At 58.4% G+C, this 19,301-nt stretch carries 18 protein-coding genes and 1 tRNA gene; 1 reads left to right on the top strand and 18 read right to left on the bottom strand.

Annotated features, from left to right (window positions below; translation table 11 throughout):
* Positions 1-46 precede the first annotated feature (46 nt).
* The 3 genes from mgtE to AEAC466_RS39860 all read right to left on the bottom strand — a co-directional run bounded on the left by mgtE (position 47) and on the right by AEAC466_RS39860 (position 2,111).
* Complete coding sequence (mgtE, locus tag AEAC466_RS39870) at positions 47-1,540, bottom strand: magnesium transporter (RefSeq protein WP_023459548.1); 1,494 nt, start codon at positions 1,538-1,540, stop codon at positions 47-49.
* A 53-nt stretch (positions 1,541-1,593) separates the two neighbouring features.
* Positions 1,594-1,678, bottom strand: a tRNA-Leu gene (locus tag AEAC466_RS39865).
* A 121-nt stretch (positions 1,679-1,799) separates the two neighbouring features.
* Positions 1,800-2,111: a FliM/FliN family flagellar motor switch protein gene (locus AEAC466_RS39860; RefSeq protein WP_369794538.1), complete on the bottom strand. Its 312-nt coding sequence runs from the start codon at positions 2,109-2,111 to the stop codon at positions 1,800-1,802.
* Between the two features lie 43 nt (positions 2,112-2,154).
* Here AEAC466_RS39860 and lipB point away from each other — a divergent pair, with 43 nt between their 5' ends.
* Complete coding sequence (gene lipB / locus AEAC466_RS39855) at positions 2,155-2,856, top strand: lipoyl(octanoyl) transferase LipB (RefSeq protein ID WP_023459546.1); 702 nt, start codon at positions 2,155-2,157, stop codon at positions 2,854-2,856.
* On the opposite strand, the gene AEAC466_RS39850 is transcribed toward lipB, so the two are convergent.
* The 15 genes from AEAC466_RS39850 to rpsM form a co-directional block, all read right to left on the bottom strand.
* Complete coding sequence (locus AEAC466_RS39850; protein WP_023459545.1) at positions 2,853-3,260, bottom strand: DUF805 domain-containing protein; 408 nt, start codon at positions 3,258-3,260, stop codon at positions 2,853-2,855. The two genes, lipB and AEAC466_RS39850, sit on opposite strands and share 4 nt — an antisense overlap.
* A gap of 85 nt (positions 3,261-3,345) precedes the next feature.
* Positions 3,346-5,223 carry a TadE/TadG family type IV pilus assembly protein gene (locus AEAC466_RS39845; protein ID WP_023459544.1) on the bottom strand — a complete coding sequence of 626 codons (1,878 nt, stop codon included), beginning with the start codon at positions 5,221-5,223 and terminating at the stop codon, positions 3,346-3,348.
* A gap of 91 nt (positions 5,224-5,314) precedes the next feature.
* Positions 5,315-6,556, bottom strand: coding sequence for a vWA domain-containing protein (locus tag AEAC466_RS39840; RefSeq protein WP_023459543.1), 1,242 nt, complete (start codon positions 6,554-6,556; stop codon positions 5,315-5,317).
* Positions 6,557-6,776: 220 nt separating this feature from the next.
* Positions 6,777-7,616, bottom strand: a complete 840-nt coding sequence (locus AEAC466_RS39835) for an RluA family pseudouridine synthase (protein WP_023459542.1) — start codon at positions 7,614-7,616, stop codon at positions 6,777-6,779.
* 67 nt (positions 7,617-7,683) lie between these two features.
* A complete protein-coding gene (locus tag AEAC466_RS39830) occupies positions 7,684-8,145 on the bottom strand; it encodes a DUF805 domain-containing protein (RefSeq protein WP_023459541.1) in 462 nt (153 codons plus the stop codon).
* A 24-nt stretch (positions 8,146-8,169) separates the two neighbouring features.
* Positions 8,170-9,513: a replication-associated recombination protein A gene (locus AEAC466_RS39825; protein WP_023459540.1), complete on the bottom strand. Its 1,344-nt coding sequence runs from the start codon at positions 9,511-9,513 to the stop codon at positions 8,170-8,172.
* Between the two features lie 56 nt (positions 9,514-9,569).
* A complete protein-coding gene (locus tag AEAC466_RS39820) occupies positions 9,570-11,531 on the bottom strand; it encodes a M61 family metallopeptidase (RefSeq protein ID WP_023459539.1) in 1,962 nt (653 codons plus the stop codon).
* A gap of 83 nt (positions 11,532-11,614) precedes the next feature.
* Positions 11,615-13,045 carry a Do family serine endopeptidase gene (locus AEAC466_RS39815; RefSeq protein ID WP_031239299.1) on the bottom strand — a complete coding sequence of 477 codons (1,431 nt, stop codon included), beginning with the start codon at positions 13,043-13,045 and terminating at the stop codon, positions 11,615-11,617.
* A 113-nt stretch (positions 13,046-13,158) separates the two neighbouring features.
* A complete protein-coding gene (locus AEAC466_RS39810; protein WP_023459537.1) occupies positions 13,159-14,451 on the bottom strand; it encodes a TCR/Tet family MFS transporter in 1,293 nt (430 codons plus the stop codon).
* Positions 14,452-14,695: 244 nt separating this feature from the next.
* Positions 14,696-15,976 (bottom strand): alkaline phosphatase family protein, encoded by a 1,281-nt coding sequence (locus tag AEAC466_RS39805; protein WP_023459536.1) that lies wholly within the window; start codon positions 15,974-15,976, stop codon positions 14,696-14,698.
* Positions 15,977-16,111: 135 nt separating this feature from the next.
* Entirely contained in the window at positions 16,112-16,261 is a 150-nt protein-coding gene (locus AEAC466_RS44620; protein WP_023459535.1) for a hypothetical protein, read from the bottom strand.
* 227 nt (positions 16,262-16,488) lie between these two features.
* Positions 16,489-16,905 carry a 50S ribosomal protein L17 gene (gene rplQ / locus AEAC466_RS39800; RefSeq protein WP_023459534.1) on the bottom strand — a complete coding sequence of 139 codons (417 nt, stop codon included), beginning with the start codon at positions 16,903-16,905 and terminating at the stop codon, positions 16,489-16,491.
* A gap of 290 nt (positions 16,906-17,195) precedes the next feature.
* Entirely contained in the window at positions 17,196-18,212 is a 1,017-nt protein-coding gene (locus AEAC466_RS39795; protein WP_023459533.1) for a DNA-directed RNA polymerase subunit alpha, read from the bottom strand.
* Positions 18,213-18,282: 70 nt separating this feature from the next.
* The gene (rpsK, locus tag AEAC466_RS39790; protein ID WP_023459532.1) at positions 18,283-18,672 is read right to left on the bottom strand and encodes a 30S ribosomal protein S11; all 390 of its coding nucleotides are present in this window, start codon (positions 18,670-18,672) and stop codon (positions 18,283-18,285) included.
* A 14-nt stretch (positions 18,673-18,686) separates the two neighbouring features.
* Positions 18,687-19,055, bottom strand: coding sequence for a 30S ribosomal protein S13 (gene rpsM, locus AEAC466_RS39785; RefSeq protein ID WP_023459531.1), 369 nt, complete (start codon positions 19,053-19,055; stop codon positions 18,687-18,689).
* Positions 19,056-19,301 lie beyond the last annotated feature (246 nt).

Here is a 19,301-nt window from a genome sequence, read left to right as displayed (position 1 = left end):
CGGGCCGGTACGCCTTAGGGGTAGCAAACCACAGACCGTTTAAGGTTTACAAGAGTATTATCGCAGCCAGTCCTAAGAAACTGAAAAAACCGCAGAAATCCGTCACCAAAGTGACAAAGATGGGCGATGCCCCGGCTGGATCGACACCGAATTTCGCGGCCGTCATCGGAATGAGCGTTCCCGCCAGAGCGGCCATAGTGAAGTTGACCAGGATGGCCCCCGCAATCACCGCCGCCAGTTTCACGTCATGCCAGAATAGCAGCACGACCACGGCGAGCCCAAGCGCGACACACGCCCCGACCAGCCAGCCGGAAATGACTTCGCGCCACAATGTACGGCCCGCATTGGCGGCCGTCAGTTCGCGCGCCGACAGGGCGCGAACGGCGACGGTCAAGGCCTGGGTGCCAAAATTGCCCCCGATTGAGGCCACCACAGGCATCAAGGCTGCCAGGGCGACCATCTTGACGATTTCATCCTGGAACGCGCTGATCACCGTCACCGAGGCAAACGCGGTCAAAAGATTGATCAAAAGCCACGGCAAGCGAGATTTCACCATGCCGACAATGCCGGTGTCACGACCTTCCAGATCCGAAACACCGCCCAGAGCCAGGATATCTTCGCGGTTTTCCGCCTGGATGATGTTAACGATATCATCGACCGTAATCTGGCCGACCAGACGACCGGATGCGTCGACGACGGGGGCCGAGATCAGGTGATACTTTTCGAAGATATAGGCCACCTCCTCCTGGTCCATATCGACGGTGATTTCTGTCGTCGGATCCATGAGGTGGGATAAGACGGTCTCGCGCCGGGATCGCATCAATACAGACACGGCGATAGCCCCGACCGGCCTGTGCGAGGGGTCAATGATGTAGATGTCGAAGAACAGTTCAGGCAAATCCTGGCCCGCTTCCCGCATGTGGTCGATAGCGTGACCAACCGTCCAGAAACTGGGCGCGGCCATGACCTCACGCTGCATCAAACGACCAGCGGTTTCTTCCTCATAGGCCAGCGATGTGACGATGGCTTCGCGCTCACTCTCCGGCATGGCCGCCAGAACGGCCTTTTGCTGATCCTCCTCCAGATCTTCGAACACGGCGGCCGCGTCATCGGAATCCAATTCCTGCAAGACCTCGGCGATATCGGCCGTGTGCAGGGTTTCGATGACTTCCTCACGGATATCATCGTCAAGTTCCGGCAGGATATCGGCCAGGGCATCGGACGGAATCCACGGGATGACTTCTTCGCGATAGTCCTCCGACAAAAACCCCAGAAGATCGGCGATGTCGGCATAATGCAGCGCGTCGAGTAGTTCACGCAGACGCAGGCCGTCGCCGCGATCAGCGGCATCGATGACCAGTGATATGTAGTGCGGGTTAAGCGCGTAATCGTCGGTAAGCGCGAAGTCCTCGATCTGCTCCGGCGTGCGAAGTTCGGCGTCTATTTCGTCGCGCTCGCGGCGGTCCTTCGGCACAGGCGCGACCAGGATATCAGTTTCGGCGGAACCGGCTTTTTGCGGGGTTTCGGACTTCTGGCTCATGGCTCAGGCTCCCCAGCTTGCGCCACGCGCATTTTAAAAGGCCGTATTCCGGATGGTGCGGTCGAGAAGACTCGAACTTCCACGGGTTGCCCCACAGCGACCTCAACGCTGCGCGTCTACCAATTCCGCCACGACCGCACGTCATCCGGAGAGGCGGGCAGATAGCAACACTTTGATGCTTTGGGAAGCCCTTAAACGCAAAAATCTGGGGGTAGTGAAAAATAAGCCCCCCGCCAGCGCCAGATTGCGCCGCCAAAGCCTAGTTGCCGATGGCCATGAAGTCGTAGACATTAGCTGGGCGGGTAACAACAATGCTGATTTTTTCTTCAAAAATCTGAATTTCGCCGCGGGCGACCGGATGGTTGTTGGCCAGTATCCACACTTCGTCGTGCTCGTGCGCATCAAGCGGAATGACGGCGCCACGGCCCATACGCAGCAGTTGCGCCATCGGCAGAACCGAACGCCCCAGCAATACCGAAATTTCGACGGGAACGGCCCCGACCTGCGAATTTGACACGAAATATGAACCCCAGAACGCCACACCGGCGCTCACATCGACAAGACTCCCTATATAGGGTCTTGCGTCTTAAAACTTTATGACACATTGAGGCGACATGCTTTCCGAGACGTTAAATCCGCTTCCGTTCGCAAAAAAAGATGGCCCGCCGCCGGAATGGGTGGTGGCGCCGGCGCCGGTCCCCTACCCTGAAGCCCTTGCGGCCATGGAAGCGCGCGTGGCCGCCATCCACGATGGCACAGCGCGTGAGCGGGTCTGGCTTGTGGAACACCCACCGTTGTACACCGCCGGGGTGTCGGCCAAAAAAGAAGACCTGATCTCACCCGACCGGTTCGAGGTATTCGACGCCGGGCGCGGCGGCCAATATACCTATCACGGTCCGGGCCAGCGCGTGGCCTATGTCATGCTCGACCTCAACGCCCGGCAAAAGGACGTGCGCGCCTTCGTGCAGGCCCTGGAGCACTGGATCATCGACACCCTGTGGCGCTTCAACGTCGAAGGCCATATCCGCGACGGCCGGGTTGGCGTATGGGTGGAACGGCCGGACATGGGATACCCCCTGACTGAAGACAAGATCGCCGCGATAGGCATCAAGCTGCGGCGCTGGGTCAGTTTCCACGGCATCAGCCTCAATGTCGAACCGGACCTGTCCCATTTCGACGGCATCGTGCCGTGCGGCATTACCGAGCATGGCGTGACCAGCCTTCTCGACCTAGGCCTGCCCGTCACTATGGATGAAGTGGATTACGCCCTGCGTCAGAGCTTCGAAGCGATTTTTGGCCCGGTCGAAGCGCTCTAGCTTTCACGCATCGCCGTACGAAAGAGCGTGCGGCCGTAACGGTTGTCGCCGCGTTCCCCCGGCATGACGCAGAGATCGATAACGGCCCACACCAGCACGAATACCGCGATAAAATCAAAAAAGCCCGTTGGACGCGGCCAGACCATGACTACCGCCAGGAGGATGATCGCCGCCCACCAGCCGGAGCGCCCACGGTCATGCAGCCGCTTGGATACAACGCACGCGCCGCAATAGATCAGCACGGGATAAACGATCCAATTGAGGAATTGCAGGGCGCCGGTCACCACCGATTCATAAACCGCCAGAAAGAGTAGCAGTACCCCCGCAGCGATGATGGAGGGCACCTGCCCCGCCCGCCCGGTGGACGAGAAAAACAGTTCGCTCCAGTCGATCTTCGGGGTCATGGCGGCTCCTAAAACGCAATATCCCTCGCCACTTAAACCATAGTGGCAAGGGATAAAAGCGAAATCCGGCGTTTAGTGTGGTGCCCTATTTTGTCAGCCTAGTCTTCTTGATCGACTCGAAGATGCTGGACAGGGCCGCGTTTAACTGAGACGCACTGGTCAAGTCGTAGAAATAGCTGTCCTTGCTGGCGCATTGACGCAGCACGGTTGAGTCGCCCTCAATCAGCTTTACGACGAAAACGGTAATCCCCTTGGCCTTAGCGTTCGCGCAGGCCAGCGACATGCGCGCATTGACGTAAGGCGCGTTGTTATCCGAATAGCTGGGATAGTCACGATTGGCGTTGTTGATGCCGTCGGTAACGACGATCATATATTTCTTGGTGCTTGTATCGTTCCATGCCACCCCACCGGTCATCGGCGCATCCGGAGACAGCACTTCCATCCCCCACTGTATACCGATGGTCACATTGGTATTTGCGTTGTTGCCCCCAGGCTTCATCGTCTTGACGAAGCTGCGCGCCGTCGTGATGTTATCGTTGAGTGCCTGAACTTCCTTGAGGTTACCATCGACGCATGGACGGGCCGTATAGAGCGACCGGGGTATATCCGTCGTATAGGGATCCGCAGACGCATCGTAATCGTAGCCAATGCCATGCAGGCGATCAATAATGCAGCCCGCCCATTTCGATTTGGAGTCCGCTGTCGCTGGGTAGTAGTACAGACGCTTCAGGCCGTTGTGGTTGTTATTCACCGAGGAGGTGGCGGCTGATTGTCCGTAACCGGCATTATTATTTGTGCTGAAACTAAGGGCATTGGACGGCACGCCTTTAGTCCCGCCAGGCATGGTATTATAGCCAGCGTTGTTGAGATTGGAACCTGTAGACACAGCAACCGCCTGGCTGGACAAGGCCTTGGAGTAATTCAGCGAAGTGGACGTGCTGGTGCCGCCTGAAGAACAGTGTTGCCCGGTTTCATTGGTGTAACAGGATGCGCCCGTCGTTTTTGTCGTCGTCTTGGTGAAATAGGTTTGGGTGATCGAATAGACCTTATAGGTGCCGCCATCCATTTCGTACGCCTTGTAGGTCACTTCGTAATAGGGAAGGCCGTCGCTGGCATTGGTATAGGTCCGATAAACACCCTTGGCGTTGCTGCGGCACGTCGCAACGTCCTTTGCATTGGCACACACCTTGTCGAAAGCGTCCCATGCCACGGAGCAGGCGTAACTATCGAAGCCTGTGCTGGTCGTGCATTGTTCGCCCAATGACTGCGTTCCCCAGTCGATAAAGGGATAGCTGGTATCTGCCTTTATCTTGACCTGGGTATTAAAGGGAACGATGGCGACTTTCGTGCCACTGACATTGACGCCGCTGCTGTTGAGAATACTGCTCAGGACGCTGTCCACTGAAGCTTGCAGCGCAGTCATGCGATTATTGCTGCTGGGGTTGCCATTGGCGTCAAGGCCCATGGAGCCGGTCGAATCGAGCACAAAGGCGATTTCGGACTTCGACATGGTCGACTGCGCCTTCGACACCACCGCAATATCGACGTGATCCATGCCGAGGAAAGCGCCGAAAACGGTCGTAACCTTGGCGCTTACGGTGTAGGCTTCGGTCATCGTATTGCCGATGGTTTCCGAGGTAAGCGCCTTATTGATGGCGTAGACATCCGGGTTTTTCAGATTGTCCGTAAATGCGAGGTCGGCCGCTACCTGACGCTGGGCATCGGTAGACTTGCCCATGTTCATGACGCGCAAGACCGCAGCGTCAGACGAATCCTGTAATTGCCGGCGGGCGATAATGACCCGGGAAAAGTCGATAGCCCCGCCAATGGCGATCAAGATGACAAATACCGACAAGCCGAAGATAACGGCTACATTGCCGCGCGTCTGCCTGACGAAGGCGCGACCGAAGTCACGCCTGGCACGCGCAATCCGTTTAGCTATGTCCACCGATAGTAAGGCCATTGTCCCTGCCCTGTCCCAAGTTAGAGACGACAAGGATGACACAAAAGCCTTAAATTTGGGACAACACCATGTTTACAAAGCGTAAATAGGATTATGCGGTGAGGCGGGTCTTATAGATGGTCTTAAAGATCCCACTCATGGTGCTGTTGAGCTGAGCCGCATTGGTCAGGTCATAAAAGTATCCAGGCTCGGTGGCGCAATCACGCAACATCTTGGAATTGCCCGCAATGACCTTAACCGTAAAGACCGTAATGCCCTTGTCCTTGGCGGCCTGACACGCCTTGGCGGTGCGCTTGTCGATTTCCGCCCGATCGGCTGTCCAGCGACTTTCCGTGTTGTCGCCATCGGTGACGACAATCATGTATTTCTTGATATTGGGATCGCTGAACGCCACGCCCTCGGTGTAGGGTTTGTTCGGCGACAGGGCTTCCATACCCCACTGTATACCGATTGTGATATTGGTATTACCATCTGGCGTCAGCGTTTTGATGAAATCGCGCGACTTGGAAATATCGGCGTTCAAGGCGTGCACTTCCCTTACGCCGCCATAGGCGCAGTCGGTGCGCAGGTACAGCGAATCCCACCGGCCCGGATTGGCGGCCTCGCCCGAAACGTCATAACTACCTGTCTGGCTTCGGTCGGTAATACAGTTTCCGGTGCCGCCCTGGATCAGCTTATCCTTCGTCATCTCAGAAAGGGTGCTGTCATCTAGCCGGACCTGGAGATTGAACGGCACGATAGCGACCTTGCTCTTTGTCACATTGACGCCGTCTGCGTCGAGCAGGCTCTTCAACGCGCTGTCCACGGAGTTCTTGAGATTTGGCATCTTGCCCGATTGGGCCATAGACCCGGTCGAGTCGAGTACGAAAGCGATTTCATAGGTCGACAGATCCACGGTGGCCGTGGAGATGACCTTTATCGGGTAATTCTTCTGACCGATAAAGGCACCGAAATAGGAGGTCACTACAGCCTGGGCGACGTAGGTCTGGGTCATTGAACTGCGGTCGACCGTCTTGGTTAGATTGCCATCGACATTATAAATGTCGCTATGGACTTTCATATTGTCGTGCAGGGTCTGATCGGCGGCGACTTGCAATTGCGCGTCGCTTGCCTTGGTCATGGCCATTGTACGTAGGACAGCGGTGTCGGCCGCATCCTGCAAATGACGCTTGGCCAGGCTTGCCCGCGAAAAATCGACGGCGGCGCCTACGAATCCCATAAAGACGAAGGCACAGAGGCCGAATATCATCACGACATTGCCTGAGGCATCGCGGCGCCACAGATTAAAGAATTCTACAAAACGCGCACTGACGATTTGACGGTCGGATTTCACGGCCTATGTCCTCGCTCTGCTTAACGGCGCGTCCCGAAGCGGGACAGGCGCTTAACGACTTGCAAACCATGTACCTACAACCTCTGTTACACCCCTCGGTCCAATCGCACCCATGGGCGATGGCGTCCGCTGACGATGTTGCGTTCATGGCATGTGGCGTCGACGCCGCCCCGGTGCCCAGCACAGGAAGACACTAAAGTTAAACGCGAATAGACGTATGCTATTGAAAAAGATGCGTAAAATCTGGAATGGCCAGATCTATCGACTGACACAGGCCTAAGACGTCCTCAGGCACTGGCGCCGAAAGCGTAAATTCCCCTTTTCCTTCCGGATGGGGAAAGGTCAGTTGCAAAGCATGCAGCATCAGACGCGGCACCCTGATGCCCGCCAGGGACAAGGCGCCGCCATATCGCGCGTCCCCAGCGATAGGTGCGCCCATTTCCGCCAGATGAACCCGGATCTGGTGCATCCGGCCGGTATGCGGACGGCACATGACCAGGGCCGCTTCGTCGGTGCGGCTCAGGACATCGAAGTCGGTACGCGCGGTCTGAGCATCCGGATGATCTGCGTCGCATACCCGCGACCAGGCTTCGCGGCCGACTTCTTCGCGGCGGAGCGGATAGTCCATGACGCCCCGGTCCGGCAAGTTATGAGGATTGGAAACCACCGCCAGATAGGTTTTGGCGAAAGCGCGGCGGATCATCGCCTTGCCGAGATAGGAGGTCGCCGGCTGGGTCTTGGCGACGAGCAATATGCCCGACGTATCGCGGTCAAGCCGGTGGATCAGATTCGGGCGTTTGCCGTTCGACCGTGCGAAGGCCCACATCATATCATCGAGATTATGCCCGCCGCCCCGTCCGCCCTGGCTGGACAGGCCGGACGGCTTGTTGAAGCCCATGATGGCGTCGTCTTCGTACACGATCATGGACTTTACCCAGGCAACCTCATCCGGGGTGATCGGCTTGGGCGCCTTGCGCGGGTTGTCGCTCTTGCTGATCTGCGGCGGGCGACGGCGGCCGCTCGCTAGCGCCTGGCGATGCTGGGGGGACTGTTTGACCATGGCCGATGCCTACCGCTGGCGCGGCCTCGCGTCAAATCATTCACGCCCTTTTTGACAAGGTTGGATTTTAGAACACATTGGCTTGATCGTTGCTTTGCGATGGTTGCACGAACAAAACAAACAGCATGATCCCTCCCCAAAAGGTCAGGCCGAGTAACTGCCACCAGCCGCTGCGGTTTATGTCGTGAAGACGACGCGCGCCAGCCGCCCAGGTGGGTATCAACAAGACCAGGGGCAAGATCAGCCCCAAACCGAACGGAACCATCCTGTTAAGGATGATTGCCGCTATATTGATCAACACGGCCGCCAGATAAAACCACCAGAATTCCGATCGCGCCGCACGGCCATTGAAGTCGGCAAACTTGCGAAAGCAGACGCCAACGGCTTCGCCAAATCCCACCGGCGCAGGCACATCCCCAAAGCGGTTAGGCCCATTGGGCTTAATCGCAAACACCAGAAGCGCAGCGGCTGCCGGCACTAATATAACGAGCAGAATAATCAGCCAGTGCCAGATCGAAATTGCACCCATGAAAGTTCCCCCTTTGCGCCCGGATCAGCGCGTCTGCTTTTTGTCCCGCAATTCGGCCCAGTATTCAAGCCGCTGACGCGTCTTGCCTTCATGCCCCTCCCCTTTGGGGTCATAGAAACGCGGACGCCGCATGCCATCGGGGAAGTAGTTTTGACCGGAAAACCCGTCCGGGTCGTCGGGATCGTAGATGTAGCCCGCGCCATAACCGATGTCCTTCATCAGCTTGGTCGGCGCATTGAGAATCACGGCGGGCGGATCGAGATGACCGGTATCCTTGGCCAGTTTGATCGCCGCCTTGAAGGCGGTGTAGACGGCATTGGATTTCGGCGCCGACGCCATGTGCACCACCGCCTGAGCCAGGGCCAGTTCGCCTTCCGGAGAACCCAGCACCTCATAGGTGTCGCGAGCGGCGTGGCACATGAGCAGCGACATAGGGTCGGCATTGCCGATATCTTCCGATGCCATGCGGATTAGCCGGCGCGCGATGAACAAGGGATCGTCGCCGCCATTGAGCATCCGCGCCAGCCAGTACAGGGCAGCGTCGGGATCGGACCCCCGCACCGATTTGTGCAGGGCGGAAATCAGGTTGTAATGCCCTTCCCGATCCTTGTCGTGATTTGGACGGCGCTTTTGCAGATGAGCCAACAGGCCGTCGCTATCAAGCGGCTCGGTGAAACCCATATGATGCAGCGACTCGATCAGACTTAAGATATAGCGCCCGTCCCCATCGCTGAGCAGTTTCAGCGTGTCGCGTGCCTCGGTCGTCAGGGGCAGGGCCTCCCCCAGATGGTCCTCGGCGCGGCTGATCAGCGAATCCAGCGCCGCGTCATCCAGCCGTTTCAGCACGAAGACCTGACACCGCGACAGAAGCGCGCCGTTGAGTTCGAAAGACGGATTTTCGGTCGTCGCGCCGATCAAGGTGACAACGCCAGCCTCGACATAGGGCAGGAAACTGTCCTGCTGCGCGCGGTTGAAGCGATGGATTTCATCGACGAACAGGACGGTGCGCGCGCCCATTCGGTGCGTTTGCTGGGCGGCTTCAAACACCTTTTTCAGGTCGGCGACGCCGGAAAACACCGCCGAAATCTGCTGAAATTCGTAACCGGCGGCTTCGGCCAGCAAGCGTGCGATGGTCGTCTTGCCAACGCCCGGTGGCCCCCACAGGATGAGGCTGGGCAAAAACCCGCGTTCGATGACGCGGGCAATGGCGCCATCGGCACCCAGAACATGGTCTTGCCCAACGACCTCGGCGATGGTCTTCGGCCGCAGGCGATCTGCCAAAGGCTTGGCGGCCTCATCGACCTGCGGCAGGGCCGTCCTGGACGGTTCGGTATAGCCGAACAGGTCGGCAGTGGGCGCTCTTGACATGAAACAAATATAGAACGTTACGGCGTCAATTCAATGGCTTAAATGTCCGCCGTAGCCTAGCGGGCCTTGACCGGCTTTTCCTCGAAACCGTAAATCGGCTTCAACAGATCGGACACACCGTCGATGCGTTCCAGATGCGGATATCGCAGCCCGCCATGGTAATCGAAACGCACAGTGCGGAAATATTCGCCGTCCTGGAGCATCATCTCTATGACATCGGTATTGCCGGGCTTGTGCGCGGCGACGATGGCGTCTTTGAGACGGCCCACGTCGAAGGCGCGTCCATTGACCGCCAGTACCTTCATGCCCGGCGCCAGACCCGCCTTGAAGCCCGGGCCGTTCCATAGCACGTCGCGCAAGGTGCCATCCTTGTTGATCGCCAGCCCCAGGCTGAAGCCAAAGCCTATGCCGCGGCGCGCTTCGTTGCTTTTGATAAAATCGTTTGGTGTGTCGTCATAGACCAGCCGGTATCCTGCGCGCGCCAATCCGTCGATCGGCGCGCCGCCGCCGGTGCGCGTAATCCGCGTTGTCAGGAAATTGGCCCAGTCATAAGGATAGACGTCGTTCAGCGTACGGACCACATCGTCGAATGTATAGGGCGCCGGCAGGTAAGATCCATTGTGCACGCCGAAGAAGGCACGGGCAAAGTCATCAAGCGATTTGCGGCCCTTGGTCTTGTCACGGATAAGGGTGTCGGCATCGAGCCACATCAGACCGCCTTCGGCATAATAGTCTTCGGACCTCTGCCAGGATGGCCATCCCTTGGGGCCGCGATTGGAAATGATGGGGTCATAGGTGGTGTCTTCCAGGTCGCGCCACTGGCGGGCGGGCAGGATATCGTAGGTCGCCGCCGTCACGGCCAGCATCTGAAGGCGCTGGTCGAAGGTGTACAGGCCCGCCCGGCTTTCCAGCACATCGGTCCAGTAGGTGGTGCCACCTTCGTAGACCCACAATAGCTCATCGCGCATCGGCTCGTCGAAGGTCGCGGTGAACTGGCCCGCCGGACGGCGGAACTTGCCGTCCCAGCTATGGATATATTCGTGGGCGATGATGTTGCGCCCGAAGCCCTTCCCCGCCGTCGTGGCGAAATAGCCCGGCTCTATGCCGATCTCCGACGACCGATGATGCTCAAGGCCAATACCGCCCATTTCGTTCGAAACCGCCACCAGCCAGCTATAGTGATCGTAGTGCCAGCCACCGAACAGCTTGTAAGCTTCCTGCACGACCTTGCGGTGGATTTTCAGAACGTCGTCCGATACCTCCAACTCTTTGGGGTCATCAGCGACCAGGTCCATCGATACGGGCGTGCGGCTGCCTGGATCCATGTCGTAGCGTTTGAAGTACCGGCCGGCGATCAGAGGGCTGTCGATGAGATTGTCATAGGAAATCGGTTTGAAGGTCACGACGTCCCCGTCGCGTTTTTCCGCTTCAAGCGCCGAGCCATATTGCCAGCCCGCCGGCAGGGTCACATGCACCTGAATGGGAATCCGACGGGTATAATAGCCCGCCGGATACAGGCTTTCATTTTCCCACTGTAGCGTCAGCATATTGCGGGTGTGGACGATCACCCCTTCGCGGCTGGTCACCGGCGACAGATATTGAAAGTCGGCAACGACCTCGCTTGCACGGTCCGGCACCTCGACATGGAAGGCGTTCATGGCGACCGGGTCGCGCCGCCACGCGATTTCCTTGCCATTGGCGAAGATGTGCAGGCCGGCCAGCTTGGTGAGGTCGCTGTCACCCGGCGAATGATGGCCGGGCAGCCATTTGGGAGCCAACAAGGTCAGGCGGCCGGGCCGGGCGACGGGAATGAGTTCGTGAATAGCGATGACATGGTGATCCATGTCGGTGCCGTCGACATGGAGTTGAATAATGCCGGGGTAATCGACATCCTGCGGCACAGGCAGGGACGGCGTATCGGCGGCCGGCATGGGCAGAGGCTGGGACGGTTCGGCGGCCTGCGCGGCGCCGGCCATAAGCAGTGCCGCGGCCAAAGCCAGTCCGGATGTCCTTTTCATAGGTGCCTCCTCAGATATGCGGCGGCACTATCGGTCAGGAATCGGACGGCTGTAAAGGCGTTTCAAGTGTAACGGCCGCGCGCTTAGCTGAAGGTTGCGGTGATAACCTGGCCCTGGCGGACAATGGTAATTTGCCAACGCCGCGCGCCGGCCTTGGTTACTGCCTCCAGGTCCGACGTCGTGCTGATCGCCTTGCCGTTAATCGCGCGAATAATATCACCCGGACGCAGGCCAATCGACGCGGCGAAGGTTTTCGCGCTGTCGATGGAATAGACCATCACGCCCTTGGGGGCATCGAACGGATCGATGCCAATCTCTTCCGCGACGGCGGGCGACAGGTTGACGACGTGCGCACCCTGGAACGGATTCTGGCCGGCAATGGTGCGTTCGTCGCGCGGCGGGGTAGCCGCTGGTGTCTGCGCCTTGACTTTCAGCGAGACGGGTTTGCCGTTACGCAGCGTGTCGAGCGTCACAGTCTGGCCCACCGACATCAGATCGATACGGTAACGGAGCGATGCGGAATCATTCACAGGCTGGCCATCAATACGCAGGATGACGTCGCCGGTCTGCAAACCGGCCTGATCGGCGGGGCTGCCGGCATAGACGTCGGAGACCAGAACGCCTTCGGGCCGCTGCATGCCCAGGCTGCGCGCGATATCGCTCGTGACAGTGTCGCCCTTCGCCCCCAGCCATGGCCGTTGCAGGTGCGTCGCTCCGCCGGCGGCGCTATCGACCACCCGTTTGACCAGGGCCGACGGGATGGCGAACCCGACACCGGAAGACGAGCCGGAGCCCGACAGAATCATCGAATTGATACCGATCAGGCGCCCGCGCATATCGACCAGCGCGCCGCCGGAATTACCGGGATTAATAGCGGCATCGGTCTGGATATAGGAACCGCCGCCGCTTGGGCCGACATCGGTTCGGTCCAGCGCCGATATAATGCCGTTGGTCACGGTTTGGCCGACACCGAACGGATTGCCGATGGCCAGAACCAGATCGCCGACTTCGAGGCTGCGGTCGTCGTCCATTTCAAGCGTCGGGAATACCCCCTTTTCGTCAATCTGCAACACAGCCAGGTCGGTGCGCTCATCCGCCAGCAACAGCTTGGCCGGATATTCGCGCCGGTCATTTGTCACCACCATGAAGACGGTGCCACCGGCGATGACGTGGTTGTTGGTGACCACAATGCCATCCTTGCGCACGATGACGCCGGACCCGAGCGATTGTTGAACCTGAGCGCGCGGCACGGCGCCGAACATTTGCCAGAACGGATCGACCTGCTGGCGCACCACGCCTTTGGCATAGACATTGACCACCGCAGGCGCCACGGCCTTCACGACCGGTGCGAAGGACGACTTCATGCCGACAACGCTGTCCGGCACACGACTGGGGGCATTCAGCGTATCGTTGAAACCCGTGCCGGAAAATTTCTGCGCATCCTGGCTGTGCGACGGCGAACAGGCCGCCAACAGTGCCAGCATGGAAAAAGCGACCGGTGCGCGTAACTTCATGTCCATAACCCCAGAAAAAACCTTGAAGCTATAATGTAAAAATCTTTACGGCGGTATCAAGGCTTGGCCGCGACGGTATTGCGCCACAATCGCGCGCCATCTTAGACCCTGCGTCAGTGCGTTGCCGGGGTATCGCCGTAGACACTTTCCATCTTCAGGGACTGCTTGACCCCCGTGGCCAGCCACAGGCACAGAAGTGTGCAGACCGCTGCCAATAGAAAGGCAGTGCCGCTATAGATCATTGCCACGCCGGGTCGCGTCACGACGGACAGCACGTAGCCGAAAATAAGCGGGGCTACGATATTGCCCATGGTCGTCAGGCTCATATTGGCGCCTTGCAAGGTGCCCTGCTCCTTCGGATCGACCTTGCTGCTCATCAGGGACTGAATATTGGGCATGGCCAAGCCGCCCAAGGCGCCGATGGGAATCACGGCGACAAAGATCATCCAGTTGGGCGACAATGCGTATCCAAGATAGCCGATGAGCGACGCTGTAACGCCAATGTAAAGCGCCTTGCGCTCACCTACTGCCTTCACGATCGGGCCAGTCAACCCGCCCTGAACGATGGCGGACATGATGCCGACAACCGCCAGCATCAGACCGACCTCGGTCGGCCCCCAGCCGAAACGGTAACCCGCATAAAGCACCATGGTCGTTGGGAAAACGCTCTGGCCGAACATCAACAGGAAGTACATGACCGACAGGCGCATGACCTGAGCCGAGCGCGCCAGGAAACGGAACGCGCCGAGCGGATTGGCCGTGCGGATATTGAACGGCTTGCGCTTATCCTTGGGCAGGGATTCCGGCAGGACGAATACTCCATACAGAAAATTGCACAGACTGAGCGCCGCGGCGAAGAAGAAGGGATAGTGATGATCGCCGGTGAACTGGATCGGTCCCCAATGAAGCCCACCGCCCAATATGCCGCCAAGGCTTGGCCCGATAACGAAGCCAACGCCGAAGGCCGCTCCCATGAGACCATAGACGCCGGCGCGCTTTTCGGGCGGCGTGACGTCGCTCATATAAGCATAGGCAGTCGAAATGCTGGCCGATGTCATCCCGGAAATGATTCGCCCCACCAGAAGCCACCACAGGCCGGGCGCCAGGGCCATGAAGATGAAATCGAGGCCGGTGCCGAAGTTGGACGCGAGTACGACCGGACGGCGCCCTATGCTGTCCGACAAGCCACCCTGGATCGGCGAAAAGATGAATTGGGCCAAGCCCCAGGCGCCGCCAAATATGCCGGTCCACAGTCCGGCATCGGATACGGATCCGTGCAAAAAGCTCAGGATGAGGCGTGGCAAGACCGGAATGATTACGCCAATCGACAGCATGTCCAGGAAGACAGTCACCAGAATAAAAGCGGCAGCGGCCGTTTTGACGGGCGGTGGAGGCGTTTCCGACATGTTCGGTCTTTCTTGTTGTCTTAGATGTGTAGGCGAAATGTACAGACTTTTCCAGACTGCTTCACCAGCGGTATCCACATGGCAATGCCTGACGCAAGGATTGCGACAGAGCCCGCTCCGATCGATCAGCGCTATCGGCCTTGCGGCACCCAGTTTCGAAACGCACTCCAGATTTTCATATATGGCATGATTGCCCCTCCGCGGCTTTATAGGCCGGGCGGTCGCCAAATCCTGTCAGGACGAACTATTTGCGCAGGGCCTTGCCGACAATCTTCAGGCTGCCGTCGTTAGGTTCGGGCTTAAGACCGAGCAGTTTCATTTCCAGCGAATAGACATCGACATTATCGAAGCGGCCAAGGCTGACGCCACGACGGATGTCCGGCCCGTTGGCGATAAACAGGGCGGTCATTTCAGGCGTATCCGGATCGTAGCCGTGATTGCCAACGTCTGTACCGAGTGGCGCAAGGCCACCGACCTGCCAACCGGGATCGCCCAAGCAGACAATCGCAGGCACCCGGGCATTGCTTCCGAATTTCAGGCGGGTCGGAATATCCCCCTTGTGCCAGCATTGCATATGGTCCGGCTTTGTGCGGATAAGCGCCTTATCCAGCGCGTCGCCATAGCCCGGCCTGGGGTTGATCATAGCAACCGCGCCGTAATAGACGAGATCGTAACGGGGATCCTTGCTGGCGAAAGAGGGAATCTGCGTGTCCGCGACGAGGTCGGGCGGCACATCACCGAGCCGTTGCGATATATAGACCGCACGGTCTTTCGACACCGAAATCATCCCGTGATCCGATACGACGATGACATTGGCGTCGATGCCGCGGGCCTTCAGGCCGTCAAGCAGATGGCCGACTGCGGCGTCAGCTTCGGCCAACGCAGTATTCACTTCAGGCGAGTCCGGTCCCTTTTTATGCCCGGCCTCATCAACGGCATCGATATACAAAATGAACACATCGGGGCGCTTCGGCTGATCGAGGCGTTGCAGCAGCAGGTCGGCGCGGCCCCGGCTGTCGAGCGCTTTCTGGAAATCGGGCGCATAGTCGACGCGCATACCGTCGTTTTCCGCCTGGGCGCCGGGCCAGAAGACGACATCGACCTTCAGGCCTGCCTGAGTGGCGCTGGTCCACATCGGCTTGGCTTCACGCCACCAGACCCCATCGGCATTCTTCGTCTTGTCGAACCACGCAAGCGCGGGAGCGGCATTTGCCCCCGGATAGGTCGGGTCATACATATTATTGGCGACGATGCCGTGGTGGTCTGGCACCTTACCGGTCACCAGGGTGTAGTGATTGGGAAAGGTCAGGGACGGAAAGGACGGCCGAAGCGTGCCACGCGCCCCGCCTTCGGCCAACGCCTTGAGACGTGGTGTCACGCCACGGTCATAGTAGTCGGCCCTAAAGGCATCGATGGATATCAGCACCAAAGGCCGGGCCGGCTCCGGCGCGCGATGCGGAAGGCCCGCGCACGCCTGTAACCACAGGCAGGCCACAACCACGATTGCCGATGCCAATTTCCGCATACCACGCGCTCCATACTCTTGTGTCTCTGTCCCGCTCGCGGCGTCACACGTCAAGCCGTCCGATACATAAAAAACGCCCCCGGCAGTAACCGGAGGCGTCTTAGTCTTTAATTATGACAAGTGATGGTGCGGAAATCAATCGCTCGTGCGAATGCGGTCCAGAACCGGAGAACAGTATAGCGGCGTCAAGTCATCCGCCTGACTGCTTTCCTGAGATAGGGTCGTATCGCCGGACGTCTCTTGCGTCTCTTCGGCCGGGTCGGCGATGGTATAATCGTCAAGCATGGTTACCCTCCTTAATGCGATGAACAGCGGAACAGGCGCACAGGGCCTGCCCACACCGCAACACTAGGGGACATTTCCAGAAAAATGAAATAACGCTTCATGACGTTTGATCACGCATGCGTTAACAGATGTAACCAAATGGTAAAGAGGGCTGAAACGAAGAAAGCCTCCGGAGGACCGGAGGCTTTCAAAATCAGTCAGATGCCGTAAGACGCGCTTACGAAATCCTATTCTTCGTCGCCGGCAACTTCGAAGACGGGACCCGAATCCAGGCCCTTGGCGGCTTCGTCGCGATCAACGAACTCGATGATGGCCATGGGCGCGTTATCGCCGTGGCGGAAGCCAGCCTTCATGATGCGGATGTAGCCGCCGTTGCGGTCCTTGTAGCGGGGGCCGATCACTTCGAACAGCTTGCCGACCTGGGTCACGTCACGCACGCGCGAGATCGCGATACGGCGATCATGCAGGGTGCCCGACTTGGCAAGGGTCACCAGCTTTTCGACGAAGGGACGCAGTTCCTTGGCCTTCGGCAGGGTGGTGACGATTTGTTCGTGCTTGATGATCGAAGCGGCCATGTTGGCGAACATGGCGATACGGTGCGAAGTGGTGCGACCGAGTTTGCGATAGCCGGAGCCGTGACGCATGAGAAATTCTCCATAAGACCGCGACGCACTCTGGCGGTGCGCGGCCCCAAAAACGAGCCCGAAGGCAAAGGTCAACGGCCGGATGGCCCCTGCCCGCTTCGGACGTCCGGACAATCAAATCCGGAAATTATCGCGACAAGGTCTTGGTCTTTCGCGATAAGGCGAAATGTTATTCTGCGGACAAAACAACGCTTCTAAAAATAGGCAAAGCCGGAAGCGCATTATCTTCGCTTCCGGCTTTGCTGATTTTTCCATTATAACCGGCTTTTCAGCCCGCAACAATGACAGTCCTAGATCTGGTCTTCGAACTTCTTGGCCAGGTCTTCGACGTTTTCCGGCGGCCAGTTCGGGATATCCATGCCGAGGCTCAAATTCATGGAAGCCAGAACTTCCTTGATTTCGTTGAGCGACTTGCGGCCGAAGTTCGGCGTGCGTAGCATTTCGGATTCCGTCTTCAGGATCAGATCGCCGATGTAAACGATGTTGTCGTTCTTCAGGCAGTTCGCCGAACGGACGCTGAGTTCCAGTTCGTCGACCTTCTTGAGCAGGGCCGGGTTGAACGGCAACTCAGGCTTACCTTCTTCAACGACGGGCGCCTTCGGCTCTTCGAAGGTGATGAAGATCTGCAGTTGGTCTTGCAGGATGCGAGCGGCGAAAGCCACGGCATCGACCGGCGTTACGGCGGCGTTGGTTTCGACTTCCAGCACCAGCTTGTCATAATCGAGCGACTGGCCCTGACGGGTCGGCTCGACCTTGTAAGCCACCTTCTTGACCGGCGAATACAGCGCATCCACGGCGATCAGGCCGATGGGCGCATCTTCCGGACGCAGACGGTCAGCCGGGACATAGCCCTTGCCGGTTTGAACCGTGAATTCCATGCGCACCGAAGCGCCTTCATCCAGTGTACAGATCACGTGGTCAGGGTTCAGAACTTCGATATCGGCCGGAGCATCGATCTGGCCTGCGGTCACCGGACCGGCGCCATTGGCGCGCAGAACCATGCGCTTGGGGCCTTCGGCGTGCATGCGCAGCGCCAACTGCTTGATGTTCAGGATAATGTCGACGACGTCTTCACGGACGCCTTCGATGGACGAGAATTCGTGCACCACGCCATCGATCTGGACGGAGGTGACAGCCGCGCCTTGCAGCGAGGAGAGGAGTACGCGACGCAGCGCGTTGCCGAGGGTCACGCCAAAGCCGCGTTCCAAAGGCTCCGCGACAAGACGCATCTTGCGCGAAGGGTCGGAACCCGCTTCGACTTGTGGCTTCTCGGGACGAATAAGCTGTTGCCAGTTTCTTTCGATCATTTACGTCCCTCAAGACAGGAAAGGTCGCCCCGCCAAACAGCGGAGCGACTGAAAAATTGGGTAGAAATAATTAAACGCGACGACGCTTCGGCGGACGGCAGCCGTTATGCGGGATCGGCGTCACATCACGGATCGTCGTGATGGTGAAACCGACAGCCTGCAGGGCGCGCAGGGCCGATTCACGGCCCGAACCCGGACCGGCGACGCTGACTTCCAACGTCTTAACGCCATGCTCGATGGCCTTCTTGCCGGCATCTTCGGCGGCAACCTGAGCGGCGTAAGGAGTCGACTTGCGCGAGCCCTTGAAGCCCATGGCGCCGGCCGACGACCACGATACGGCGTTGCCTTGAGCATCCGTGATGGTGATCATGGTGTTGTTGAACGAAGCGTTGACGTGCGCAACGCCCGACGTAATGTTCTTGCGTTCGCGCTTTTTAACGCGTGAAGGTTCTTTAGCCATTGGTCAGCTATTCCTTACTTCTTCTTGCCGGCGATCGGCTTCGCCGGACCCTTGCGGGTACGAGCGTTGGTATGCGTGCGCTGACCGCGCACCGGCAGGCCCTTACGGTGACGCAGGCCGCGATAGCAGGCCAGGTCCATGAGGCGCTTAATGTTCATCGAAACTTCACGGCGCAGGTCACCCTCGACCGTATAATCGCGGTCGATGGCTTCGCGGATCTGCAGCACTTCGGCATCCGAAAGCTGGTTGACGCGGCGGCTATCTTCGATGCCGACCTTCTTGACGATTTCCTCGGCATTATGCGCGCCGATTCCGTGAATATATTGAAGCGCGATCTTCACGCGCTTGTTGGTCGGTATGTTGACGCCTGCAATACGGGCCACTTGAGGTATCTCCTGCAACGCGCCCCCATGCTAACGGAGCGCATTTCTTAAAACGAAAGATGACACGTATGCCACACGGCTAAGCTATGACACCAGCCGAGGCCATACGCGTGATTTCGCGGAAGCTGCCCTTATAGAAGGGTTTTGGCTCCCGTCAATGGGTTAGACTAAAAAAAGCAAGAGCAAATCGTATTCACTCATACTTTTTTAAGTTTAGCGAGATGCTCCGCCCCCGGAGGGTGCTTC

The sequence above is a fragment of the Asticcacaulis sp. AC466 genome, assembly GCF_000495815.1.
In the GTDB taxonomy this organism is placed as follows: domain Bacteria; phylum Pseudomonadota; class Alphaproteobacteria; order Caulobacterales; family Caulobacteraceae; genus Asticcacaulis.
This window is presented reverse-complemented; position numbering and strand designations above follow the sequence as displayed.